The following is a 21,480-nucleotide window of genomic DNA, read 5'->3' as shown; positions in this document are numbered from 1 at the left end:
GGCCAGGGAGGGCCACACCGTGATCGACCTCGTCACCAAGCTCGTGCTCAAGCCGCTCGCCAAGGCCCTCTACCGGCCGACGATCGAGGGCCTGGAGAACGTGCCGCGCAAGGGCGGGGTGATCCTGGCGAGCAACCACCTGTCGTTCGTGGACAGCGTGGTGATCCCGCTGGCCGCGCCGCGCCAGGTGTTCTTCCTGGCCAAGGCCGAGTACTTCACCGGCAAGGGCGTCAAGGGCGCGGTCTCCCGGTTCTTCTTCACCCACGTGATCAACGCCGTCCCGGTGGAGCGCGGCAGCGTCCGGGCCGCCACCGCCTCGCTGGACGAGGGCCTGGAGATCCTGAACTCCGGCCGGGCCTTCGGCATCTACCCGGAGGGCACCCGCTCGCTGGACGGCCGCCTGTACCGCGGCAAGACCGGCGTGGCCTGGCTGGCGCTGACCGCCGGCGTCCCGGTGGTGCCGGTGGCCCTGGAGGGCCCGCAGCACATCCTGCCGGTCGGCAAGCGGATCCCCCGGCTGCGGAAGATCAGCGTCACGTTCGGCGAGCCGCTGCACTTCGACGAGCTGCACGGCCAGGCCCGCTCGGCCAAGGCCCGCCGCCAGGTCACCGACGAGGTGATGGCCGCCATCCAGGCGCTCTCCGGGCAAGAGCCCGCCGCGCAGTACAACGAGTCGCCGAAGGCCGCCTGACCCTCCGTCAGTACGACTTCTCCGGGCCGGGAACATCCGGCCGGGTCCGCCGGTTCGGCATCCACGTGGGCGCGCCCAGCCGTCCACGAACCGAACCGCGGCACTGGCCCGAGAAGCACGGAGCACACCCCATGAAGATCGGCATCATCGGAGCGGGCAACATCGGCGGCAACCTGACCCGCCGCCTCACCGCCCTCGGCCACCAGGTGGCGGTGGCCAACTCGCGCGGCCCCGAGACCCTGGCGGACCTGGCGGCCGAGACCGGCGCGACGCCCGTCCCGGTCGGCGAGGCGGCGGCCGGGGCGGAGCTGGTCGTGGTCACCATCCCGCTGAAGAACGTCCCCGCCCTGCCGGACGACCTGCTGGCCGGCGCGGCCGACGGCTTCGTCCTGCTCGACACCAACAACTACTACCCGCGCGAGCGGGACGGCCGGATCGCCGCCATCGAGGACGAGGGGCTGACCGAGAGCCGCTGGGTGGAGCGGCAGCTCGGCCACCCCGTGGTCAAGGCGTTCAACGGCACCTACGCCCAGGACATCCTGGACGCCCCCCGCCCGGCCGGCGACCCCGAGCGGATCGCCCTCCCGGTGGCCGGCGACGACCCGGCCGCCAAGCAGGTGGTGCGCGAGCTGATCGACGCCCTCGGCTTCGACACGGTCGACGCCGGCGGCATCGACGACTCCTGGCGCCAGCAGCCCGAGACGCCGGTCTACGGCCTGCGCGCGGGCGTCGAGGGCGTCACCGAGGCCCTGGCCGCCGCCTCCCCGGAGCGCCCGGCCAACTTCCGCGGCTGACCGACCGGCCACGACCGGCCACCGACCGGCCCGGGGTGCGTGCGCGCCCCGGGCCGGTGCGCGTCGGGCGGCCGGCGGTCCTGGCCGCGGGCGGCGGCCCGGCGGCGTCAGGCGGCCGGTACCGGCAGCGCCTCCCGGTTGAGCAGGGCGGCGTAGCGGCCGTCGCGGGCCAGCAGTTCGTCGTGGGTGCCGAGTTCGGCGATCTCGCCGTGGTCGAGGACGGCGATCTGCCCGGCGTCGCGGACGGTGGAGAGCCGGTGCGCGATGGTGATGGTGGTGCGGCCGGCGGCGAGCGCGTCCAGGGCCTGCTGGACGGCGTGCTCGGTCTGGTTGTCGAGGGCGCTGGTGGCCTCGTCCAGGATCAGGATCGGCGGGTTGCGCAGCACGGTGCGGGCGATCGCCAGACGCTGCTTCTCACCGCCGGAGAAGCGGTAGCCGCGTTCGCCGACCATGGTGTCGTAGCCGTCGGGGAGGGCGGCGATCATGTCGTGGATCTGGGCGGCCCGGGCGGCCCGGACCAGTTCGGCGTCGGTGGCGTCCGGTTTGGCGAAGCGCAGGTTGTCGGCGACCGAGGCGTGGAACAGGTAGGTCTCCTGGGAGACCACGCCGACCGCCCGGGCGAGCGTCTCGAAGGACAGCTCGCGCACGTCCACCCCGTCGATCAGGACCCGGCCGCCGGTGGCGTCGTACAGCCGCGGCACCAGGTAGGAGAGGGTGGACTTGCCGGAGCCGGTCTCGCCGACCACGGCGAGCGAGCCGCCGGCCGGGACGGTCAGGTCGATGCCGGTCAGGGTGGGGCGGTCCTGGTCGGGGCGGTAGTGGAACTCGACGTCCTCGAAGCGGACGTCGCCGCGGACGCGCTCCAGGCGGACGGGGTGCTCCGGTTCCTCGATGTCCACCGGCAGGTCGAGGTACTCGAAGATCCGCTGGAACAGGGCGAGCGAGGTCTGCACGTCCACGCCGGTGGAGAGCAGGCCGATGGTCGGCCGGAACAGGCCCTGCTGGAGCGAGACGAAGGCGACCAGGGTACCCAGCGAGACGATCGGCGCCCCGGCGGCGGAGGCCAGGCCGGCCGCCCAGTAGATCAGCGCGGGCATCGCGGCCATCACGATCCCGATGGTGGACATCCGCCACCGCCCCGCCATGCTGGAGCGCACCTCCAGCTCGGCGAGCTCGTCCGAGCGCTCGGCGAACTCGCGGGTCAGCGAGCCGGAGCGGCCCATCGTGCGGCCGAGCAGGATGCCGCTGACCGACAGCGACTCCTGCACGGCGGAGGACAGTTCGGCGAGCTGGCGCTGCCGCTCGCCGGTGATCTTCTTGCGCTCCCGGCCGACCCGGCGGCTGATCCAGACGAACACCGGGAGCAGCAGCAGCGAGACGATCGTCAGCCGCCAGTCGAGCGCGACCATCGCGACCACGCTGGCGACCACCGCGGTCAGGTTCGACACCAGGGAGGTGGCGGTGCCGGTGACGGTGGCCTGCATGCCGCCGATGTCGTTGGCGATCCGGGACTGCACCTCGCCGGTGCGGGTGCGGGTGAAGAACGCCAGCGACATCCGCTGGAGGTGCCGGTAGACGGAGGTGCGCAGGTCGTGCATGACGCGCTGGCCGACGGTGGTGGAGATCAGCGTCTGGAGCACGTTCAGCACGCTGGTGACCACCGAGGCGGCGATCATCCCGAGCGCGAGCAGACTGAGCAGACCGGTCCGCCCCTGCGGTATCGCGGTGTCCAGCACCGCCCGCAACAGGAACGGCGTCACCACCGACACCACGGCGGAGGCCGCCACCAGCAGCCCCACCACCCCCAGCCGCCCGGCGTAGGGCCGGAACAGCCGCAGGATGCGCCGCACCTCGGCGGGCTGCTTCGACTGCCCTTCGGGCGGTGTCCAGTCGATCCGGTTCGGTCGCACGGGGCCTCCTGGGGGTCGGCGGGCGGGACGGGACGAGTTTAACGAGCCTTGCTCATCATTAGCAAACCTAAACTTCTCGGCATTCCCGGCGACGGAGCCGGAGGCGGCCGGCGGGGGCGGCGGAGCGGGGCGACGAGCCAGGGGGCAGCCGGTACGGGGACGGCAGAGCCAGGGACCGTCGGCGCGGGGACGGCAGACGCGGGGGACGGTGAGAGGGCGGCGGAGCCAGGGGACGACGGGCCCTGGAACGGTGGAGCCGGGGCGACGAGCCCGAGGGAGGCAGTACGGGGACGGCGAAGCCGGGGAGGCGGGCTCAGGGACGGCCAACACAGAGACGACCCGTGCGGGGTGGTGGACGCGGCGGACGCAAGGGTGGCGGACGCGGGGACGGCGGAGCCGGGGGCAGCCGGTACGAGGAGAGCCGACGCGAGGACAGCAGATTCGGGAGGCGGCGGACCCGAGGGCAGCCGACCCGAGGATTGCGGACGCGGAGGGCGACGCCCTCTGGCGTCCGGCCGGTCGGTGTGGACAATCCTCTCCGAGAGGCGTCCGTGCCCGCCGCGCGGGCGGTCCGGCCGCCACCGGCACGTACCGAGGGGGCGACGCGCATGACGCAGCAGGGGTTTCCGGAGGTCCCGGAGGACCGGCACCCGCGACGTCGGGCGGGCTGCCTGGGCCTGGTCCGGGACGGGCACGGGCGGGTGCTGTTCGTCCGGACCGGGTACGGCAGGGGCCTGATCCTGCCGGGCGGGGCGGCTCACCCGGGCGAGTGGTTCGACGCGGCGGCCCGCCGGGAGTGGTGGGAGGAGACCGGCCTGCACCTGGAGCCGGGGGCCCTGCTGGCCGTCGACCAGGTGCCCGCGGACCCCGCCTCCGGCGCCGCGGAGGGCGTCAACTTCGTCTTCGACGCGGGCGTCCTCACCCCCGAGCGGGCGGCGGCGCTCCGGGTACCCACGGCCGCGGCGGACGAGGTCGCCGGGTACGAGTGGGTCCACCCCGACGACTTCGACACCCACCCCGGCCTCGCCCCGTACACCGCCCGCCGGGTCCGCCAGGCACTCGCCGCCCGGCACGCGGGACGGGGACTGCCGCTCCTGCACCACGGCGAACCCGTCACGGACGGCGGAGCCGGAACCGGGCCCGCAGGGGACGACGGCAACGACTACGGCTCGCCGTAGTCACACCTCACGGCACCGGAGAACGCACCGCAGCCGCCTGTCCCTGTCCCCCGCCGCCCGGCCAGGGCCTCCCCCGCCGTCGGAGAACGCACCCCAGCCGCCCGACGGCAGCCCCCCGCCAGGGCGTGCCCCGTCCCCCGGCACCCTGCCAGGGCCTTCTTGCCGCAGCCACGGCAACGACCCTCCCCCGCCCTCGTCAGGGCTTCTTGCCGTAGTCAGGCCCCGCAGTATGGAAAATCTCGCCGAGGCCGCCGGACGGCAGCCCCTCCCCCGTCCCCCGCCGCCCGGCCAGGGTTTCCTGCCGCAGCCACGCCCCGCCGTGCCGTGCCGGAGAACGCACCCCAGCCGCCCGATGGCAGCCTCCCCGTCAGGGCTTCTTGCCGTAGTCGCGTCCCGCCGTGTTGGAGATCTTGCCGAGGCCGCCGGGCGGCAGGAGCCGGGCGGCGGTGACGGCGGCCTTGTAGCGCTTGCTGGGGACGCAGAGCGGGCGGTTGCGGGCGAGGTCGCGCAGGGAGGCGTCGACGACGCGGTCGGCGGTGAGCCAGCTCCAGGCGGGGATGGAGGAGGTGCCCATGCCGGCGCGTTGGTGGAATTCGGTGCGGGTGAAGCCGGGGCAGAGGGCCTGCAGGCGGACGCCGCTGCCGGCCAGGTCGCGGGCGATGCCGAGGGTGAAGTTGACGACCCAGGCCTTGGTCGCGCCGTAGGTGCCGCGGGGCAGGAACGCGGCCACCGAGGCGACGTTGACGACCGCGCCGAAGCCGCGCTCGCGCATGCCGGGGACGGCGGCCGTGGTGAGCCGCAGCACCGCCTCGATGTGGACCTTCAGCATGTCGAGTTCGTCCTGCACGGGGACGTCCAGGTAGGTGCCGCGGTGGCCGAAGCCCGCGTTGTTGACCAGCAGGTCGACGGGGCGGGAGGCGTCGCGCAGCCGGTCCTCGACGGCTTCGATGCCGGCCTCGGTGGCGAGGTCGGCGGAGAGCGTCTCGACCTGGACGCCGTGGCGGGCGGTGAGTTCGGCGGCGGTGGCGGCGAGGCGGTCGCCGTCGCGGGCGACCAGCACCAGGTCGCGGCCGTCGCGGGCCAGGCGGTTGGCGTAGGCGGCGCCGATGCCGGCGGTGGCGCCGGTGATGAGAGCGGTGGTCATGACCCGACCGTACCGGGCGGTAGCCGGTGGCCGCATCGACCGACCGGGCCACCGGTCTCTCGGCCCTTCGGGCGACCCGCGGGACGTCGGCGGCGCGCCCCGCACCGGCGTTCGTCCGATCACCCTACGGTTTCGGGCAGCGCCGCAGTCCCACGCGGCGCCCTTCCCTCCCAGGAGAACTGATGTCCGTTCGGCTCCTTGCCCGCTCCATAGAAGTCGTACCGCCGGCCCGCCCCCGCCGCCCCGCGCGGCACTGACGGACCGGCACCGCCTTCGCACCTCCGGGCCCGCCCCTCCCCACGGGGCCGGGCCCGACGCGCGTCCGGCGCCGGTCGGTGGGCGCCGCTGCCGCACGGCGGTGGCAGCGGCTCGCCTCGCGGCGCGGGCGGGCTCCGGCTCAGTTCCGCTTGCGGCCGGCGATCTCGTCGGAGAGCCGCTGCACGTGGGCGGGGTCCGCGTCCCGGGCGAGGGCGACGTAGTGGTCCATGACGGCCGGCCGGTAGCGCACGGGCAGCGTCTGTCCCGGGGCGAGTCGGGTGAGCTCGGTGATCGTGAGGTCCTCGTCGGCGATACCGCGGAACGAGGCGCCCTCGGCGGTGTCCACGTCGAGCATCAGGACCACGCGCGGGCTGCCGTCGCTGCTGACCTCCCGCCAGTCGACGAGAACGCCGAGCGCGAGCACCCCCGTCCGCAGTTCCGCCGTGCGCTTCCGTGCGTCCCGGCTCAGCAGCGGGTTCGGGGCGATGCCCGGGAAGTCGGGCCCGACGCCGAGCGACTCCCGGCTCAGGTCGGGTCTGAGCTGCGCCACCAGATCGTTGAGCTTCTTACTCGAACCGAACATCCCGACCCCTCCCTCGCGCCGGTGCCGGAACCCCGGCCCGGCGCTTCGCCTTCCGCACGATTGTAGGGCGCGGCCGTTCCCGGCCTCCGTCCATCGGCGGCATCAGGTGCCTGCGCAAGCTCCGCACCCCGTCCCGAGGCGATCGGTGAATCCGGTCGGACGGCTTGACGGCCCGTCAGGCGCTCGGGATTCTCGGGAGACCGCACCCGGGCGGGGGCTGCGCTCTCTCGCCGCCGCCTCCCCCGAGCCGAGAGGTGTCCATGACCGGGAACCGGAACCACCGCGCCAGGAACGTCCTCGCCCGACTGCTGCCGCCGCTGCTGCTCGCCGCCGCCCTCGTCACCGGCGCCGCGCCCGGCCCCGCCGCCGGAGCCGCCGGCGGGTGGTGGGACCCCACCGCCAGACCCGTCCCGGACTCGCAGATCGACGTAACCGGCGAACCGTTCCGCGGCACCGGCCCCGACGGCGCCGTCCGCGGGTTCGTCGACGCGCACAACCACCTGATGTCCGCCGAGGGCTTCGGCGGCCGGGTGATCTGCGGCTCCGCGTTCTCCGAGCAGGGCGCCGCGGACGCGTTGAAGGACTGCCCCGAGCACTACCCGGACGGTTCGCTCGCCCTGTTCGAGAACGTCACCGGCGGCGCGGACGGCCACCACGACCCGGTGGGCTGGCCGACCTTCGCCGACTGGCCCGCCCACGACTCGCTCAGCCACCAGCAGGACTACTACGCCTGGGTGGAGCGGGCCTGGCGCGGCGGCGAGCGCGTGCTGGTCGACGACCTGGTGACCAACGGGCTGCTCTGCTCGATCTACCCGTACAAGGACCGCCCCTGCGACGAGATGGCGGCCATCCGCACCGAGGCGCAGAAGTCGTACCGGCTCCAGGACTACGTCGACCGGATGTACGGCGGCCCCGGCAAGGGCTGGTTCCGCATCGTCACCGACTCCGAGCAGGCCCGCCAGGTCGTCGCGCAGGGCAAGCTGGCCGTGGTGCTCGGGGTGGAGACCTCGGAGCCGTTCGGCTGCAAGCAGGTCCTGGACGTGCCGCAGTGCGACCGGGCGGCGATCGACCGCGGCCTGGACGAGTTGTACGCGCTGGGCGTGCGCAGCATGTTCCTGTGCCACAAGTTCGACAACGCGCTGTGCGGGGTGCGCTTCGACGAGGGCACCACCGGGGTGGCCGTCAACGCCGGGCAGTTCCTGTCCACCGGCACCTTCTGGGCCACCGAGCAGTGCACCGGCCCGCAGCGCGACAACCCGATCGGCCTGCCCACCGCGCAGGCGGACGCGCTGCTGCCGGCCGGGGTGAGCGTGCCCGCCTACGCGGCCGCCGCGCAGTGCAACACCCGCGGCCTGACCGAGCTGGGCGCGTACGCGATCGACGGCATGGTGAAGCGCCACATGATGCTGGAGGTCGACCACATGAGCGTCAAGGCGGCCCGCAGCGCCTTCGAGCTCCTGGAGTCCAGGGGCTACCCGGGGGTGCTCTCCAGCCACAGCTGGATGGACCTCGACTGGACCGAACGCCTGTACCGGCTGGGCGGGTTCGCCGCCCAGTACCCGCACGACGCGACCGCCTTCGTCGCCGAGGCGAACCGGACGAAGGCGCTGCGCGAGCGGTACGGGGTCGGCTACGGCTACGGCAGCGACCTGAACGGCGTCGGCGGCTGGCCCGGCCCGGTCGGCCCGGACGCGCCCGATGCCGTGGTGTACCCGTTCCGTTCGGCCGACGGCGGCTCGCTGCTGGACCGCCAGGTGACCGGCGAGCGGACCTGGGACGTCAACACGGACGGCCTGGCGCACGCCGGGCTGCTGCCGGACTGGATCGAGCAGATCCGGCTCTCCGGTGGGCAGGGCGTGGTGGACGACCTGATGAAGGGCGCCGAGTCCTACCTGGACACCTGGCGGGCCACCGAACGGCACACCGCCGGACGGGAGTTGGCCACCGGCGCGGCGGCCTCGGCCAGCTCCGCGGAGTGGAGCCCGTTCACCTCGTACCAGCCCGGCCGCGCCGTGGACGGCGACCGCGCCACCCGCTGGGCCAGTGACTGGAGCGACGACCAGTGGCTGCGCCTCGACCTGGGCGCCGTCCGCACCGTCGACCGGGTCACCCTGGACTGGGAGCGGGCGTACGCGCGGTCCTACCGGATCGAGCTCTCCACCGACGGCACCACCTGGCACACCGCCTGGTCGACCGCGGCGGGCGACGGCGGTCTGGACACCGCGGCCTTCGCCCCGACGTCCGCCCGCTACGTCCGCTTCCACGGGACGGCCCGGGCGACCCAGTGGGGCTACTCGGTCAACGAGGTCTCGGTGCACGGCACCTGACGGATCGTCAGCACGCGGAAACGGGCGGACGGTCGGCTCCCCTCCGGGCCGACCGTCCGCCCGTCCTCGTCCCCGGTTCTCATCCCCCGGTTCTCACCAGCCGGTCACTCCGCCCCGGCCGCCCGGCTCGCCCGGGCCTCCTGGTCGGCCTGTCCGCCCGCGCCGACGGGGGCCAGCCGGGTGGCGGCGGTGGCCTTCAGCTCGGGGGCGAGGCGGGCGACGTCGCGGGAGCCGACGGCGGCGATCAGGCCGGGCAGGAAGCCGCGGATCGGCTGCATGCCGCGCAGCCACGCCTGGGCGTAGACGTGGGCGGAGCGGCGGGCCAGGCCGGCCACCAGGCGGTCGACGGCGGGGCCGATCGGGTAGGTCTTGTTGGCGGGCCAGGGCAGCTTGGCCCGCATCTGGCGCAGCACGGCGTCCTGGTCGGCGCCGCGCACCATGTCGGTGTCGGTCCAGCTCAGGTAGCCGACGCCGACCTTGACGCCCTGGTGGGCGACCTCGGCGCGCAGCGCGTGGGCGAAGGACTCGACGCCCGACTTGGAGGCGCAGTACGCGGACATCAGCGGGGCGGGGGTGAGCGCGGCGAGCGAGGCGATCTGCAGCAGGTAGCCGCGGCTCTCGGCGAGCGCGGGCAGGAAGGCCCGGGCGGTGGCGACGGAGCCGAACAGGTTGACCTCGACCACCCGGGTCCAGGCCCGGTGGTCGCTGTCCTGCATCGGCCCGCCGAGCGCGATGCCGGCGTTGGCGACCACGGCGTCGATCCGCCCGTAGCGGTCCTTGATCCGGTTCGCGGTCTCGGTGAGGGCGTCCAGGTCGGTGACGTCGGCCTCCCAGGCGGAGGCGTGCGGGCCGCACTGGGCGGCGACCGCCTTGAGTTCGGCGGGCTCCAGGCCGACCAGCGCGACCTTGGCGCCGCGTTCGGACAGCTTGCGGGCCATCAGCGCGCCGAGGCCGCGGGCGGCTCCGGTGATGACGACGACCTGCGAGGACAGCGGCGGGGTCATGCGGTCTCCTCCAGCGGTTCTGCGGTCAGCGGTGCTGCGGTCGGTGCTTCCGCGGTCGGCGGTTCCGCGGTGGCCAGGGCGGCGACGCGGCGGATCTCGGCGGCGACCTCGGCGGGCCGCTCCAGCGGGCTCATGTGCCCGGTGCCGGGCAGTTCGAGCAGGCCGCGCGGGTCGGCGAGGGCGGCGGCGATCCGGCGGGCGTGGACCGGCGGGGTGAGCCGGTCGTGGCTGCCTGCGATGACGGCGGTGGGGGCGGTGAGCTTCGCCAGCCCGTCCTGCACGTCGAGGGTGTCGAGCACGGTCGCCCAGTGGAAGCGGACCCTGGCCGGGCAGGCGTGCACCACCTGCGCGCAGGCCTCGACCCGGTCGGCGGGGGTGGCGGGGCCCATGGTGGCGTACTTGAGCGCGGCCCGGGTCAGGCCGGTGACGGGGCCGAGCGGGAGCCGGGAGCGCAGGATCTGCCGGTGCAGGAAGCGGCGCAGCGCCTTGGCCCGGACGGCGGGCGGCAGCACGGTCAGTTCGGCGATCAGCGCGCCCGGGCCGGTGTTGACCAGCACGTTGGCGGCGGTGCGGGCGGCGACGGCGGGGCGGTCGCCGGCGGCCATGATGGTCATGCCGCCCATGCTGTGCCCGACGACCACGGCGCGCCGCCCGTCGGGGACGGTGGCGGTGAGCACCGCTTCGAGGTCCTCGGCGAGCTTGGCGGTGGCGTACCCGGCGGGGCCGGCCGGGGCGGGGCTGCGGCCGTGTCCGCGCTGGTCGTAGGCGACCACCCGGAAGTCGGCGGCGAGCCGGTTGACGACCGGCGCCCAGAACGCGGTGGAGCAGGTCCAGCCGTGGGCGAGCACGACCAGCGGCGCGCCGGCGGGCCCGTACTCCTCGACGTTGAGCTCGGCGCCGTCGGCGGAGCGGACGGTGCGCACGGCCGCCGGGTCGGGCAGCACGCAGTCGGCGGGGATGCGGCGGCTCACGCGGACACCGCCTCGGCCTCGGGCGCGGCCTGCGGGGCGGTGCGCTTGACGAGTTCGTACTCGGCGAGGTCGACGTGCCGGGTGGCGCGGCGGAAGGCGCTGGTGGAGGCGGGCCAGAGCACGGTGTTCTTGCCGCCCTCGTCGAGGTACCAGCTGCGGCAGCCGCCGGTGGTCCACACGGTGCGGCCCATCTTGTGCTGGAGTTCCAGGTTCCACCGGCGCTGGGCGCGCTCGGTGGGCTGCATGGCGGTGGCGCCGACCGAGTCGAGGGTGGTGAGGGCGTCGATCAGGTAGTTCAGCTGGGACTCGATCATCAGGATCATCGAGTTGTTGCCGAGTCCGGTGTTCGGGCCGATCAGGAAGAACAGGTTGGGGAAGCCGCGCACGGTGGAGCCGCGCAGCGCCTCCATGCCGTCCTTCCAGGCTTCGGCGAGGGCGGTGCCGCCGGTGCCGAAGACCCGTTCGGCGATCGGCAGGTCGGTGACGTGGAAGCCGGTGCCGAACACGATCGCGTCGACCTCGTGCTCGCTGCCGTCCGCGCCGACCAGGGTGGAGCCGCGCAGTTCGCGCAGGCCGCCGCGGACCACCTCGGTGTTGGGGGCGGCGAGCGCCGGGTAGTAGGTGTTGCTGAGCAGGATGCGCTTGCAGCCGATCCGGTAGTCGGGGGTGAGGGTGGCGCGCAGGGCCGGGTCGGCGACGGCCTTGCGCAGGTGCCGCAGGGCGACCTGCTGGACGAGCTTGAGCAGCTGCGGGCGGCGGACGAACGCGTCGACCTGGAGCTCGCGCATCGCGAACAGCCCGGCGCGGCGCAGCAGTCCGGTCGGCGGGAGCTTGGCGTGCAGCCACTTCTCCAGGCCGCTGACCTCGCGGTCGGCGCGCGGCAGGACCCAGGCGGGGGTGCGCTGGAAGACCGTCAGGCGGCCGACGGCGGGCTGGATGGCGGGGATGATCTGGGCGGCGGAGGCGCCGGTGCCGACCACGGCGACCCGCTTGCCGGCGAGGTCGTAGTCGTGGTCCCAGCGGGAGGAGTGGAAGACCTTGCCGGGGAAGGCGTCCAGGCCGGGCAGGTCGGGGATCTGCGGGTCGGCGAGCGGTCCGGCGGCGGAGACCACGGCGTCGGCGGTCCAGTTGCCGACCGCGGTGGTGACCTGCCAGCGGGTGTGCTCCTCGTCCCAGCGCAGTTCGGTGACCTCGGCGCCGAAGCGCAGGTGCGGGCGGAGTCCGAAGGTGTCGGCGACCCGCTCCAGGTAGGCGCGGATGTCGGGCTGGCCGGAGAAGACCCGGGGCCACTCGGGGTTGGGCGCGAACGAGAACGAGTACAGGTGCGAGGGGACGTCGCAGGCGCAGCCCGGGTAGGAGTTGTCGCGCCAGGTGCCGCCGACGGAGTCCGCGCGCTCCAGGATGACGAAGTCGGTGATGCCGGCCCGGCGCAGCCGGACGCCGGCGCCGAGGCCGCCGAAGCCGGAGCCGATGACGGCGACCCGGACGTGCGGCGCGGGCCCGGTGCCGTCCGGGCGGTCGGGCGCGGGTGCGGTGGGCTTCTTGCTGCGGGGTGCCATGGGCGGGCCTCCTGGCGAGGGTGGGGGGTGCGGGTGGCCGGCGGTGCTGCGGGCGGTCCCGGGGGTGGTGCGCGTGCTTCGGGTGGGCCCGCCGACGCTGCCAGTAATCACTGGCGCGTTTGGCAGAGTAGCCCTTGTTGACACCGAGTGGAATAGCGCGGGACGCGACTGTTTCCGCGCCGCCCGACGGCCCTATGCTGACCGGCGTGGCGGAGACCGAACAGGACCACGAGCGCCCCCGCGCCTACCGCGTCGCCGAACTGGCCGAGGCGGCCGGCGTCAGCGTGCGCACCGTCCGCTTCTACCGCGAGCGCCGCCTGCTCCAGCCGCCCCGCAAGGAGGGCCGGATCGCCTGGTACGGCGAGGAGCACCTGGCCCGGCTGCGCCTGATCGCCGAACTCCTCGACCGCGGACACGCCCTGGGCGGCATCGCCGAACTGATCGGCGCCGGCGAGGACGGCCGGGACGTCGCCGAACTGATCGGGCTCCAGGCCGCGCTGGTCGCCCCCTGGTCCGACGAGACGCCGGTCCACCTCGACTGGGACGAACTGCGCGCCGCGTTCGGCGACCAGCTCACCGAGGCCAACACCGCCGAGTCCATCGCCCAGGGCTACATCACCGTCCACCCCGACGGCATCACCCACGTCAGCCGCCGCCTGATGGACGCCACCGTCGCCCTGGTCGACGAGGGCGTGCCGCTGGCCGCCGTCCTGGACGTCAGCCGCCGGGCCAGCGAGTACGCGGACGCGATGGCCGACATCTTCGTCGCCCTGATCCGCGACCGGCTGCTCGGCGCGCTCACCCGGGTCCAGGACCTCACGCCCGCCGAGGCGGCCCGGCTCACCGAGCAGATCCAGCGCGTCCGCCCGCTCGCCCGGGCCGTCAACGACGCCCAGTTCGCGCTCGCCATGGACCGCCGGGTGCGCGCCGAGTACGACTGCCTCACCGAGGACTGAACCGCGCCCGGCCGCCGACGCCCGCCCCACCCGCCACCTGCGCACCGTCCGTACCGTCCCGGCGTGGGAGAGTGGGGTCGGTGAAGGGAGCACGGGCGTGTTGATGGAGAAGGTCACCGAGATCCTCGTCGAGGCATCGGCGGAGGCGGTCGAACCGAGGTTCCGGGCGCTGACCGACGGCGAGGTGATGGAGAAGGCCCCCGGCGAGATCGTCACCGTCGCCGACCGGGAGGCCGAACGGATCATCGCCCGCCGCCTGCGCGAACTGCTCCCCGTCCCGGTCGTCGGCGAGGAGGCCGTCGCCGCCGACCCCGACCTCGCCCGCGCCCTGTCCACCGAACCCGCCGCCTGGCTGGTCGACCCGGTCGACGGCACTCGCAACTTCGTCGCCGGACGGCCCACGTACGCGGTGATGGCCTCCCTGGTCCGCCAGGGCGAGACCGTCGCCTCCTGGATCTGGCAGCCCTGCACCCGCACCGCGTACACCGCCGAACTCGGCTCCGGCGCCTGGCGCGACGACCGGCGGCTCACCCTCCCCAAGGCCACCACCGCCCCCGAGAAGTGGACCGGCATCCTCAAGACCCGCTACTTCGCCCCGCCCACCGGCCACCGCCTGCTCGCCAACACACTCGCCCTCGGCCCCCTCGACCCCGGCCGCGGCGCCGCCGGCATCGAGTACCCCCTGATCGCCACCGGCGCCCACGACTTCGTCCTCTACTGGCGCACCCTCCCCTGGGACCACGCCCCCGGCTCCCTCCTCGTCACCGAAGCGGGCGGCCGCAGCGCCCGCTTCGACGGCACCCCCTACCGCCCCGAACCCCCCGGCGGCACCAACGGCCTCCTCGTCGCCACCGACCCGGACCAGTGGGAGACCCTCCGCGAGATCCTCCTGAAAGGGCTCTGACCGAACCCACCGCCGCGCGGGCGGGACGGCCCCCGCGCCTTGAGGTGCGTACGGAGACAGCCGGGGCCTGTCGCGGGAACCGGCCGAGACCACGGGACGACCGCCTCCCGCGGCTCGGGGATGCCGGACAGGCGCGCGCTGAGGTCTGCTCAGGGACGTGAGCCGGCGGAGCAGTCCGTCGCGGTGGACGGCATCACGTGCTCGGGGGGATGGCGAACGGGTCGTACTCCTCGGGCATGAAGCAGCCGTAGTCCTGCAGTGGTCGCGGATCGTTCAGCACGATCTGCTGGTGCTCGCCCGCGGGTGAGAGACCGTCCGGGCGGTCCGGAATCCGTTGGCCGGGGAGCACGGCGGACGTTGGCGCGTCGGCTGCGAGGCGGCCGAAGCGGTCCAGCAGGGCCCACACGGCGTCGTGGACGTCGCGGATGTCCTCGGCTGCCCGCTCCTCGGTGATCTCGGGAGAGGTTTCGCGGTACGCCGCGCGGGCCGCAGCGAGGAAGCGCTCCGGATCGACGACCACCACGTCCTGGCGCGTCCGAACGCTGATCGTCATCCCCGGCGTCGGGGCCTGCCTCTCGTCCACCGGCCCACGGTACTGCGAACGTGAGTCCGGGACAGGCCCGGGGCCCGTCCGGGCGATCGAGCGTCCCGGCCGCCGTGCGGCGACGCGGTCCGCCCGCCCGGTGCTGCCAGCCGGAGGGCTCGTCCGGGTCTCGGGGCGAGCCGTCCCGGCCGGAGGGCTAGTCGTGGATCTTGGTGGCGGCGTCGACCACCGCGTGCAGGAGGGCGGTCAGGTGGGCTTCGGTGGTGTGGGGGTTGAGCAGGGTCAGTTTGAGGCGGATTCGGCCCGGGCCGTGGCCGGGGGTTTCGGTGCGGCCGATCACGGCTCGGCCGGTGCGGAGGAGGTCGCGGCGGAGTTGGGCGTTGATCCGGTCGCTGTCCGCCGGGTCGGGGGGGAGGTAGCGGAAGACCACGGTGGTCAGGACCGGGTCGCAGTGGAGTTCCAACTCGGGTGTGGCACGGATGAGTTCGGCTGCCCGTAGGGCGCTCCGGTGGCAGCGGTCGACCAGGGCGCCGAGTCCTTCCCGGCCGAGGACGCGGAGGGTGACGGCGAGTTTGAAGGCGTCGGGGCGGCGGGTGGTGCGCAGGGACTGGCCGAGCAGGCTGGGGTAGCCGGCTTCCTCGTCGTCGGCGGGGTTGAGGTAGACCGCGCGGCGGGCGAGCGAGGCGTAGGTGCGGGCCTCGCGGGCCAGGAAGACGCCGGCGGCGGCGGGTTGCCAGCCGAGTTTGTGCCAGTCGAGGGAGACCGAGTCGGCCCGGTCGATGCCGTCGAGGAGGGGCGCGAGGCGTTCGGAGAAGAGGGCGCCGCCGCCGTAGGCCGCGTCGACGTGCAGCCAGGTGCCGTGGCGGGCGGCGAGGTCGGCGATGGCGGGGAGCGGGTCGATCGCGCCGGTGTCGGTGGTGCCGGCGGTGGCGACCACCGCGAGGGGGGTGGCGCCCTCCCGGCCCGCTTCGGCGAAGGCGTCGGCCAACGCGCCCGGGTCCATCCGCAGTTGGCGGTCGACCCGGACGGTGCGGACGGCGCGTTCGCCGAGGCCGAGCAGGGCGGCGGCGCGCTGGACGGAGAAGTGCGCGGCTTCGGAGGCCAGGATGCGGGGGCGGACCCCGGCCGGCAGACCGTTCAACTCGACGTCGGGTCCGAGGCGTTGGTCGCGGGCCAGCATCAGGCCCATCAGGTTGGACTCGGTGCCGCCGGTGGTCAGCACCCCGGCCGCCCGGTCGGGGTGGAAGCCGACCGACGCGGCGAGTTCGGCGAGCAGTTCGCTCTCCAGCGCGGTCGCGGCGGGGGCCTGGTCCCAGGAGTCCTGGGACGGGTTGAGCGCGCTGACGGCGAGGTCCGCGGCGACCGCGACGGCCAGCGGCGGGCAGTGCAGGTGCGCGGCGCACCCGGGGTCGGCCGGGTCGGCGGCGCCGTAGGCCAGCAGGTGCGCCAACTCGCCCAGCGCGGACGGCCCCCGGGCCCCGGCCAGCGCCTCCCGGACGGCCGCCGCGATCTCCTCCGGCGCCCCGGGGGCGATCGGCCCGCCGCGCCGCGCCGCGCCGGCCGCGAGCCCGGCCAGCACCTCGTCGATCAGCGGCCGCAGGGCCGCCGGCCCGGCGGTTCCGCCGGAGAGTTCGGCGCGCCCGTCGGAGAGTTCGGTCGTCCTGCCGGAGAATTCGGCGTGCTCGCCGGAGAGTTCGGTCGTCCCGCTCATGCCCCGCCCGCCAACCTTCCCATCCGATGCTGCACATGACGTTCCGTCACGTCCGGTGTCCTGGATATCACTTGTCGCCCGGCTGCCGCATCGCGGACTCGATCGCCTCGCAGAGCCGTTCGAGGACGGCCTCGGCCTGCTCGTCGGTGATGGTGAGCGGGGGCAGCAGCCGCAGGACGGCGTCGTGGCGGCCGCCGAGTTCGACGATCAGGCCGCGGGCGAGGCAGGCTTCGCGGACCCGGACGGCGAGGCGCGGGTCGGCGGGGTGGGCGCCGCAGCTGTCGGGGGTGCCCGCGGGGTCGACGAGTTCGACGCCGAGCATCAGGCCGCGGCCGCGGACGTCGCCGATCACCGGGAGGCGGTCGCGGGCGCCGTCGAGGCGGGCGGCGATCCGGGCGCCGACGGTCTCGGCCCGGGCGACCAGGCCGTTGGCGGCCACGTACCGGAGGGTGGCGGCGCCGGCCGCCATCGCCAGGGTGTTGCCGCGGAAGGTGCCGGTGTGGGCGCCGGGCTGCCAGCCGTCGTACTCGTCGCGGTAGACCACGACGGCGAGCGGGAGGCTGCCGCCGATGGCCTTGGAGAGCACCATCGCGTCGGGTTCGATGCCGCTGTGCTCGACGGCCCACATCCGTCCGGTGCGGCCGACGCCGGTCTGCACCTCGTCCAGGATCAGCGGGATGCCGCGTTCGGCGGTGATCCGGCGCATCTCGCGCAGCCAGGCATCGGGGGCGGGGACGACGCCGCCCTCGCCCTGGACGGCTTCCAGGATCATCGCGGCGGGCGGCAGCACGCCCCCGGCCGGGTCGTCCAGCAGGCGCTCGGTGTAGGCGGCGGCGAGTTCGGCGCCGCGTTCGCCGCCGACGCCGAACGGGCAGCGGTAGGCGTAGGGGTAGGGCAGCCGGGTGACCTCGCCGCCGCTGGGCAGCGGGGCCTTGACGGCGGTGTTGCCGGTGACGGCGAGGGCGCCGGCGGTCATGCCGTGGTAGGCGCCGGTGAAGGCGAGGGCGCCGCGCCGGCCGGTGGCGGTCTGCATCAGCTTGAGGGCGGCCTCGACGGCGTCGGTGCCGGCCGGGCCGCAGAAGTGCACCCGGGACCGGGCGGCGAACTTCTCCGGGAGGCTCTCCAGCAGGGCGGTGGTGAAGTCGTCCTTCTCGGCGGTGGCGAGGTCGAGCAGGTGCAGGGGGGCGCCGCTGTCCAGAGTGCGGCGGATCGCGTCGAGCACCACCGGGTGGTTGTGGCCGAGCGCGAGGGTGCCGGCGCCGGAGAGGCAGTCGAGGTAGCGGCGTCCGTCGGCGCCCTCCACCGTCATGCCGTTCGCGCGCACCGGGACGATCGGGAAGGACCTGGCGTAGGTGCGGGCGGCCGATTCGCGGATGCGCTGGCGGCGCAGGATCGCGTCGCCGGCCGGTGCGGCGGGGGTGCCGACGGTGAGGGTCACAGCAGGAGCTCCCTTGGGAAGTTAGGTAAGCCTAACTTTATCTCCGAGGGGTCGGCGCTCGCCGCCGCCGGGCCCTTTGATCACCCGTCCGGGTGAGCGCGACAGCCCGGCTCCCCCGATCGGGCACCGCTGGACACCCCGACGGACCCCCCGCCCCTCCAACGAGCCGGAGCGCCCCGGGTCACGGCCGCCGCCCGGCCGCTCCCCCGCCCAAGTACCCTCCCGTCCATGGACACTTCGCCGCCCCCGCCGTCCGCCGCCCACACCCGCGAACTGGCCGGGACCCGCGCCTTCTTCGCCGAACGCGCCGCCCGCTGGGACAGCACGTACCCCGACGACAGCCCGCGCTACGCCGCCGCGATCGCCGACACCGGCCTGGCCCCGGGGCAGTTCGCGGTGGACGCGGGCTGCGGCACCGGACGCGCCCTCCCGCTGCTGCGGGCCGCCGTCGGCCCGGACGGCACCGTCCTGGGCGTCGACCTGACGCCCGAGATGCTCGACCGGGCCCGCGCCCACCGCGCGGACGCCGCCCTGCTGCTGGCCGACTGCACCCGGCTGCCGCTGCCCGACGCGGTCGCCGACCTGGTGTTCGGCGCGGGGCTGATCTCCCACCTGCCCGGCCCCGCCGCCGGCCTGCGCGAACTCGCCCGGGTCACCCGCCCCGGCGGCCGGCTCGCGCTCTTCCACCCGCTCGGCCGGGCCGCGCTGGCCGCCCGCAAGGGCCGCCCGCTCACCCCCGACGACCTGCGCGCCCGCGAGCACCTCTTCCCGCTGCTCGCCGCCAACGGCTGGGCCCCGCTCTCCTACGTCGACGAGCCGACCCGCTACCTGGTCCTCGCCGAGCGCGCCTGAACCACCCGGCGGCCCGGCCACCCGGCGGCCAGCGCGGCCCGGTCCGGGACGCCTCAGCCGCCGCTCCAGCGGTAGCCCAGCTCGGGGCGGCCGACCTGGCCGTAGCGGGGCTCGCGGGTGGCGCGGCCGGTGGCGACCAGGTGTTCGAGGTAGCGGCGGGCGGTGATCCGGGAGACGCCGGTGGCCTCGCCCGCGGCCCCGGCCGAGAGGCCGTCGGGGGCGGCGCGCAGCGCGGCGGCGACGGTGTCGAGGGTGTCGGCGGACAGGCCCTTGGGGAGGCTGCTGCGGTCGCTGCCGCGCAGCAGGGCCAGCGCCCGGTCCACCTCGTCCTGGCCGAGCGCCCGGCCGGGCCGGTCGAGGTTGGCCCGGTAGCGGGCGTACTGGCGCAGGCGGTCGCCCAGGGCGGCGGCGCCGAAGGGCTTCAGCAGGTACTGGACGACGCCCGCGCTGACGGCCTGCCGGACCATGGCGAGGTCGCGGGCGGAGGTGACGGCGATGACGTCCGCGCCGTGGCCCGCGGCGCGCAGCGCGGCGCACAGTTGCAGGCCGTGGCCGTCGGGCAGGTAGAGGTCGAGCAGGACCAGGTCGACGGGGGCGCCGGCGGTGCGGGCCCGCTCCAGGGCGCGGACCGCCTCGGCCCGGGAGTGGGCGACGGCGGCGACCGCGAAGCCGGGGGTCCGGGCGGTGTAGCGGGCGTGGGCGTCGGCGGCGACCGGGTCGTCCTCGACCACCAGGACGCGGATCGGCTGTCCGGTCACCGGGCCTCCACCGCCTCGCGCCGGGCCGGGAGGTGCAGCGGGAGCCGGACGGTGAGCACGGCGCCGCGCTCCCCGTGCCCGCCGGGACCACCACCGGGTACGCCGCCGGATTCGCCCTCGGGTCGGCCGCCGAGCCGGACGTCGCCGCCGTTGCGGCGGGCGGTCTGGGCGACCAGCGCGAGGCCCAGGCCGCGGCCGTGCTGCTTGGTGGTCCAGCCGCGCCGGAAGACGTCCTCGGCGGCGGCGGGGTCGACGCCGGGGCCGCTGTCGGCGACCCGCAGCAGCAGGTGGCCGTGGTCGGTGCGGGCGGTGACGCGGACTTCGGGGGCGGCGTGGGCGGCGTTCTCGACGGCGGCGTCCATGGCGTTGTCGATCAGGTTGCCGAGCAGGGTGACCAGGTCGCGCGGGGTGAGCCGGTCGGGCAGCACGCCGTCGTCGATCCGGCTGTCCTCGGTGAGGCGCAGGTCGACGCCGCGTTCGGCGGCCTGGGCGGCCTTGCCCAGCAGCAGGGCGGCGAGCACGGGTTCGCCGACGGCGCCGACGACCTGGTCGGTGAGCCGCTGGGCGAGGGCGAGTTCGGCGGTGGCGAACTCCACCGCCTCGCGGTGGCGGCCGAGTTCGATCAGCGAGACCACGGCGTGCAGCCGGTTGGCGGCCTCGTGGGCCTGCGCGTCGAGGGCCGCGGCGATGCCCCGGACGTTGTCCAACTCGCCGGTGAGCCCCTGGAGTTCGGTGTGGTCGCGGAGGGTGACCACGGTGCCGAGGCCGGGCCCGACCGGGGAGGTGTTGAGCAGCACGACGTGCTCGGCGGTCAGGTGCACCTCGTCCCGGACCGGTTCGGCGCTCTCCAGCGCACGGGTGAGCGACTCCGGCAGGTCGAGCTGACGCACCGTCAAACCGTCTACTGAACCGGCAGGTTGGAGGAGTTCGCGGGCGGCGTCGTTGCACAGCAGGACGCGGTGGTCGCGGTCGAGCAGCAGCAGTCCCTCGCGGACGGAGTGCAGCGTCGCCTGGTGGTAGTCGTACAGGTGCGCGAGCTGTTCGGCGTCCATGCCGTGGGTGTGCCGGCGCAGCCGGGCGGCGAGCAGGTAGCTGGCGGCGGCGCCGAGGGCGAGCGCGGCGGCGGCGACGCCGGTCAGGGCGAGCAGCGGGGTGCGCAGCCGGGCGGTGATGTTGTCGACGGTGATGCCCGCGCTGACCAGGGCGACCACCCGGTGCCGCTGGTCGAGGACGGGGGTGACGACCCGGACGGACGGGCCGAGGGTGCCGGTGTACGTCTCGTGCTGGGTGCGGCCGGCCCGGGCCCGGTCGGTGTGGCCGAGGAAGGGCAGGCCGATCCGGCCGGGGTCGGGGTGGGTCCAGCGGATGCCGTCCGGGTCCATGACGGTGATGAAGTCGACGCCGGTGTCGGCCCGGACCTGCTCGGCGTAGGGCTGTAGGACGGTGCTGTGGTCGGGCCGGACGGCGGCCTCCCGGACGGTGGGGGTGTCGGCGACCGCGAGGGCGACGGCGGTGGCCTGCCGGAGGGCGGCGTCCTCGGCGCGCTGGGCGGTGAACAGGTAGGCCAGGACGGCGCCGCCCGCGACCACGGCCGCGACGATCACGACCTGGACGGCGAGCAGCCGGGCGGCCAGGCTGCGCCGGCGGCGGGACGGCGGCGGGCTGCTGGTCGGGTGCATGCCGACCAGTGTGCACGCCGGGGCCGGTGCGCCGAAGGCCGTTCGCGGACGGCGGGGCGGCAGTGGCGGCGACGGTGGCGGTGGCGGTGGCGGTGGCGGCCGCAAGGGCGTGAACAGTATGAACGCAAGCGTGCTCCGGTCGCGGCCCGGCCGGATAGTCGTGCGCGGCCCGCCACCCACGGGCCGGGCGCCCTCCCCCGGGGCGTGAACCGAGCCTAC

18 protein-coding genes are annotated in these 21,480 nt (G+C 75.1%); 7 read left to right on the top strand and 11 right to left on the bottom strand.

The window, feature by feature from the left end; translation table 11 throughout:
* Positions 1-19 precede the first annotated feature (19 nt).
* The gene (locus ACIP60_RS01860; RefSeq protein WP_100839569.1) at positions 20-691 is read left to right on the top strand and encodes a 1-acyl-sn-glycerol-3-phosphate acyltransferase; all 672 of its coding nucleotides are present in this window, start codon (positions 20-22) and stop codon (positions 689-691) included.
* 65 nt (positions 692-756) lie between these two features.
* Positions 757-1,485 (top strand): NADPH-dependent F420 reductase, encoded by a 729-nt coding sequence (locus ACIP60_RS01855; protein ID WP_400678976.1) that lies wholly within the window; start codon positions 757-759, stop codon positions 1,483-1,485.
* Positions 1,486-1,592: 107 nt separating this feature from the next.
* Here the strand turns inward: ACIP60_RS01855 and ACIP60_RS01850 are convergent, their stop codons facing one another.
* Complete coding sequence (locus tag ACIP60_RS01850; protein ID WP_400678975.1) at positions 1,593-3,395, bottom strand: ABC transporter ATP-binding protein; 1,803 nt, start codon at positions 3,393-3,395, stop codon at positions 1,593-1,595.
* A 608-nt stretch (positions 3,396-4,003) separates the two neighbouring features.
* Between ACIP60_RS01850 and ACIP60_RS01845 the strand changes: the two genes are divergently transcribed.
* On the top strand, positions 4,004-4,573 hold the full coding sequence (locus ACIP60_RS01845) for an NUDIX domain-containing protein (protein ID WP_400678974.1): 570 nt from the start codon (positions 4,004-4,006) through the stop codon (positions 4,571-4,573).
* A 367-nt stretch (positions 4,574-4,940) separates the two neighbouring features.
* Here the strand turns inward: ACIP60_RS01845 and ACIP60_RS01840 are convergent, their stop codons facing one another.
* Both ACIP60_RS01840 and ACIP60_RS01835 read right to left on the bottom strand, forming a co-directional pair.
* Positions 4,941-5,717, bottom strand: coding sequence for an SDR family NAD(P)-dependent oxidoreductase (locus tag ACIP60_RS01840; protein WP_400678973.1), 777 nt, complete (start codon positions 5,715-5,717; stop codon positions 4,941-4,943).
* Between the two features lie 397 nt (positions 5,718-6,114).
* Positions 6,115-6,558, bottom strand: a complete 444-nt coding sequence (locus tag ACIP60_RS01835) for a hypothetical protein (RefSeq protein WP_400678972.1) — start codon at positions 6,556-6,558, stop codon at positions 6,115-6,117.
* A 260-nt stretch (positions 6,559-6,818) separates the two neighbouring features.
* On the opposite strand from ACIP60_RS01835, the gene ACIP60_RS01830 reads away from it, so the two are divergent.
* The gene (locus ACIP60_RS01830; protein WP_400678971.1) at positions 6,819-8,885 is read left to right on the top strand and encodes a discoidin domain-containing protein; all 2,067 of its coding nucleotides are present in this window, start codon (positions 6,819-6,821) and stop codon (positions 8,883-8,885) included.
* A gap of 104 nt (positions 8,886-8,989) precedes the next feature.
* Here ACIP60_RS01830 and ACIP60_RS01825 read toward each other — a convergent pair whose 3' ends face one another.
* The 3 genes from ACIP60_RS01825 to ACIP60_RS01815 are packed head-to-tail and all read right to left on the bottom strand — an operon-like array spanning position 8,990 to position 12,419.
* A complete protein-coding gene (locus ACIP60_RS01825; protein WP_111556054.1) occupies positions 8,990-9,889 on the bottom strand; it encodes an SDR family oxidoreductase in 900 nt (299 codons plus the stop codon).
* A complete protein-coding gene (locus ACIP60_RS01820; RefSeq protein ID WP_400678970.1) occupies positions 9,886-10,860 on the bottom strand; it encodes an alpha/beta fold hydrolase in 975 nt (324 codons plus the stop codon). The genes ACIP60_RS01825 and ACIP60_RS01820 overlap by 4 nt, the downstream gene beginning before the upstream one ends.
* Entirely contained in the window at positions 10,857-12,419 is a 1,563-nt protein-coding gene (locus ACIP60_RS01815) for a flavin-containing monooxygenase (protein ID WP_400678969.1), read from the bottom strand. Before ACIP60_RS01815 ends, ACIP60_RS01820 begins: the two co-directional genes overlap by 4 nt.
* Before the next feature lie 206 nt (positions 12,420-12,625).
* On the opposite strand from ACIP60_RS01815, the gene ACIP60_RS01810 reads away from it, so the two are divergent.
* Together ACIP60_RS01810 and ACIP60_RS01805 are read left to right on the top strand one after the other, a co-directional pair.
* Complete coding sequence (locus tag ACIP60_RS01810) at positions 12,626-13,375, top strand: MerR family transcriptional regulator (protein ID WP_400678968.1); 750 nt, start codon at positions 12,626-12,628, stop codon at positions 13,373-13,375.
* A 103-nt stretch (positions 13,376-13,478) separates the two neighbouring features.
* Positions 13,479-14,279 carry an inositol monophosphatase family protein gene (locus ACIP60_RS01805; RefSeq protein WP_400679907.1) on the top strand — a complete coding sequence of 267 codons (801 nt, stop codon included), beginning with the start codon at positions 13,479-13,481 and terminating at the stop codon, positions 14,277-14,279.
* Between the two features lie 193 nt (positions 14,280-14,472).
* Here the strand turns inward: ACIP60_RS01805 and ACIP60_RS01800 are convergent, their stop codons facing one another.
* The 3 genes from ACIP60_RS01800 to ACIP60_RS01790 form a co-directional block, all read right to left on the bottom strand.
* Complete coding sequence (locus ACIP60_RS01800) at positions 14,473-14,862, bottom strand: hypothetical protein (RefSeq protein WP_400678967.1); 390 nt, start codon at positions 14,860-14,862, stop codon at positions 14,473-14,475.
* A gap of 157 nt (positions 14,863-15,019) precedes the next feature.
* Positions 15,020-16,534, bottom strand: a complete 1,515-nt coding sequence (locus tag ACIP60_RS01795; RefSeq protein ID WP_400678966.1) for a pyridoxal phosphate-dependent decarboxylase family protein — start codon at positions 16,532-16,534, stop codon at positions 15,020-15,022.
* A gap of 67 nt (positions 16,535-16,601) precedes the next feature.
* On the bottom strand, positions 16,602-17,972 hold the full coding sequence (locus ACIP60_RS01790; protein WP_400678965.1) for a diaminobutyrate--2-oxoglutarate transaminase family protein: 1,371 nt from the start codon (positions 17,970-17,972) through the stop codon (positions 16,602-16,604).
* A gap of 228 nt (positions 17,973-18,200) precedes the next feature.
* Here ACIP60_RS01790 and ACIP60_RS01785 point away from each other — a divergent pair, with 228 nt between their 5' ends.
* Positions 18,201-18,824 carry a class I SAM-dependent methyltransferase gene (locus tag ACIP60_RS01785; RefSeq protein ID WP_400678964.1) on the top strand — a complete coding sequence of 208 codons (624 nt, stop codon included), beginning with the start codon at positions 18,201-18,203 and terminating at the stop codon, positions 18,822-18,824.
* A 53-nt stretch (positions 18,825-18,877) separates the two neighbouring features.
* On the opposite strand, the gene ACIP60_RS01780 is transcribed toward ACIP60_RS01785, so the two are convergent.
* Both ACIP60_RS01780 and ACIP60_RS01775 read right to left on the bottom strand, forming a co-directional pair.
* Positions 18,878-19,582, bottom strand: a complete 705-nt coding sequence (locus ACIP60_RS01780) for a response regulator (RefSeq protein WP_400678963.1) — start codon at positions 19,580-19,582, stop codon at positions 18,878-18,880.
* Entirely contained in the window at positions 19,579-21,261 is a 1,683-nt protein-coding gene (locus ACIP60_RS01775; protein ID WP_400678962.1) for an ATP-binding protein, read from the bottom strand. Before ACIP60_RS01775 ends, ACIP60_RS01780 begins: the two co-directional genes overlap by 4 nt.
* Positions 21,262-21,480 lie beyond the last annotated feature (219 nt).

Origin of the sequence: Kitasatospora sp. NPDC088783 (assembly GCF_044750705.1) — a bacterium.
Lineage (GTDB): Bacteria > Actinomycetota > Actinomycetes > Streptomycetales > Streptomycetaceae > Kitasatospora > Kitasatospora fiedleri.
This window is presented reverse-complemented; position numbering and strand designations above follow the sequence as displayed.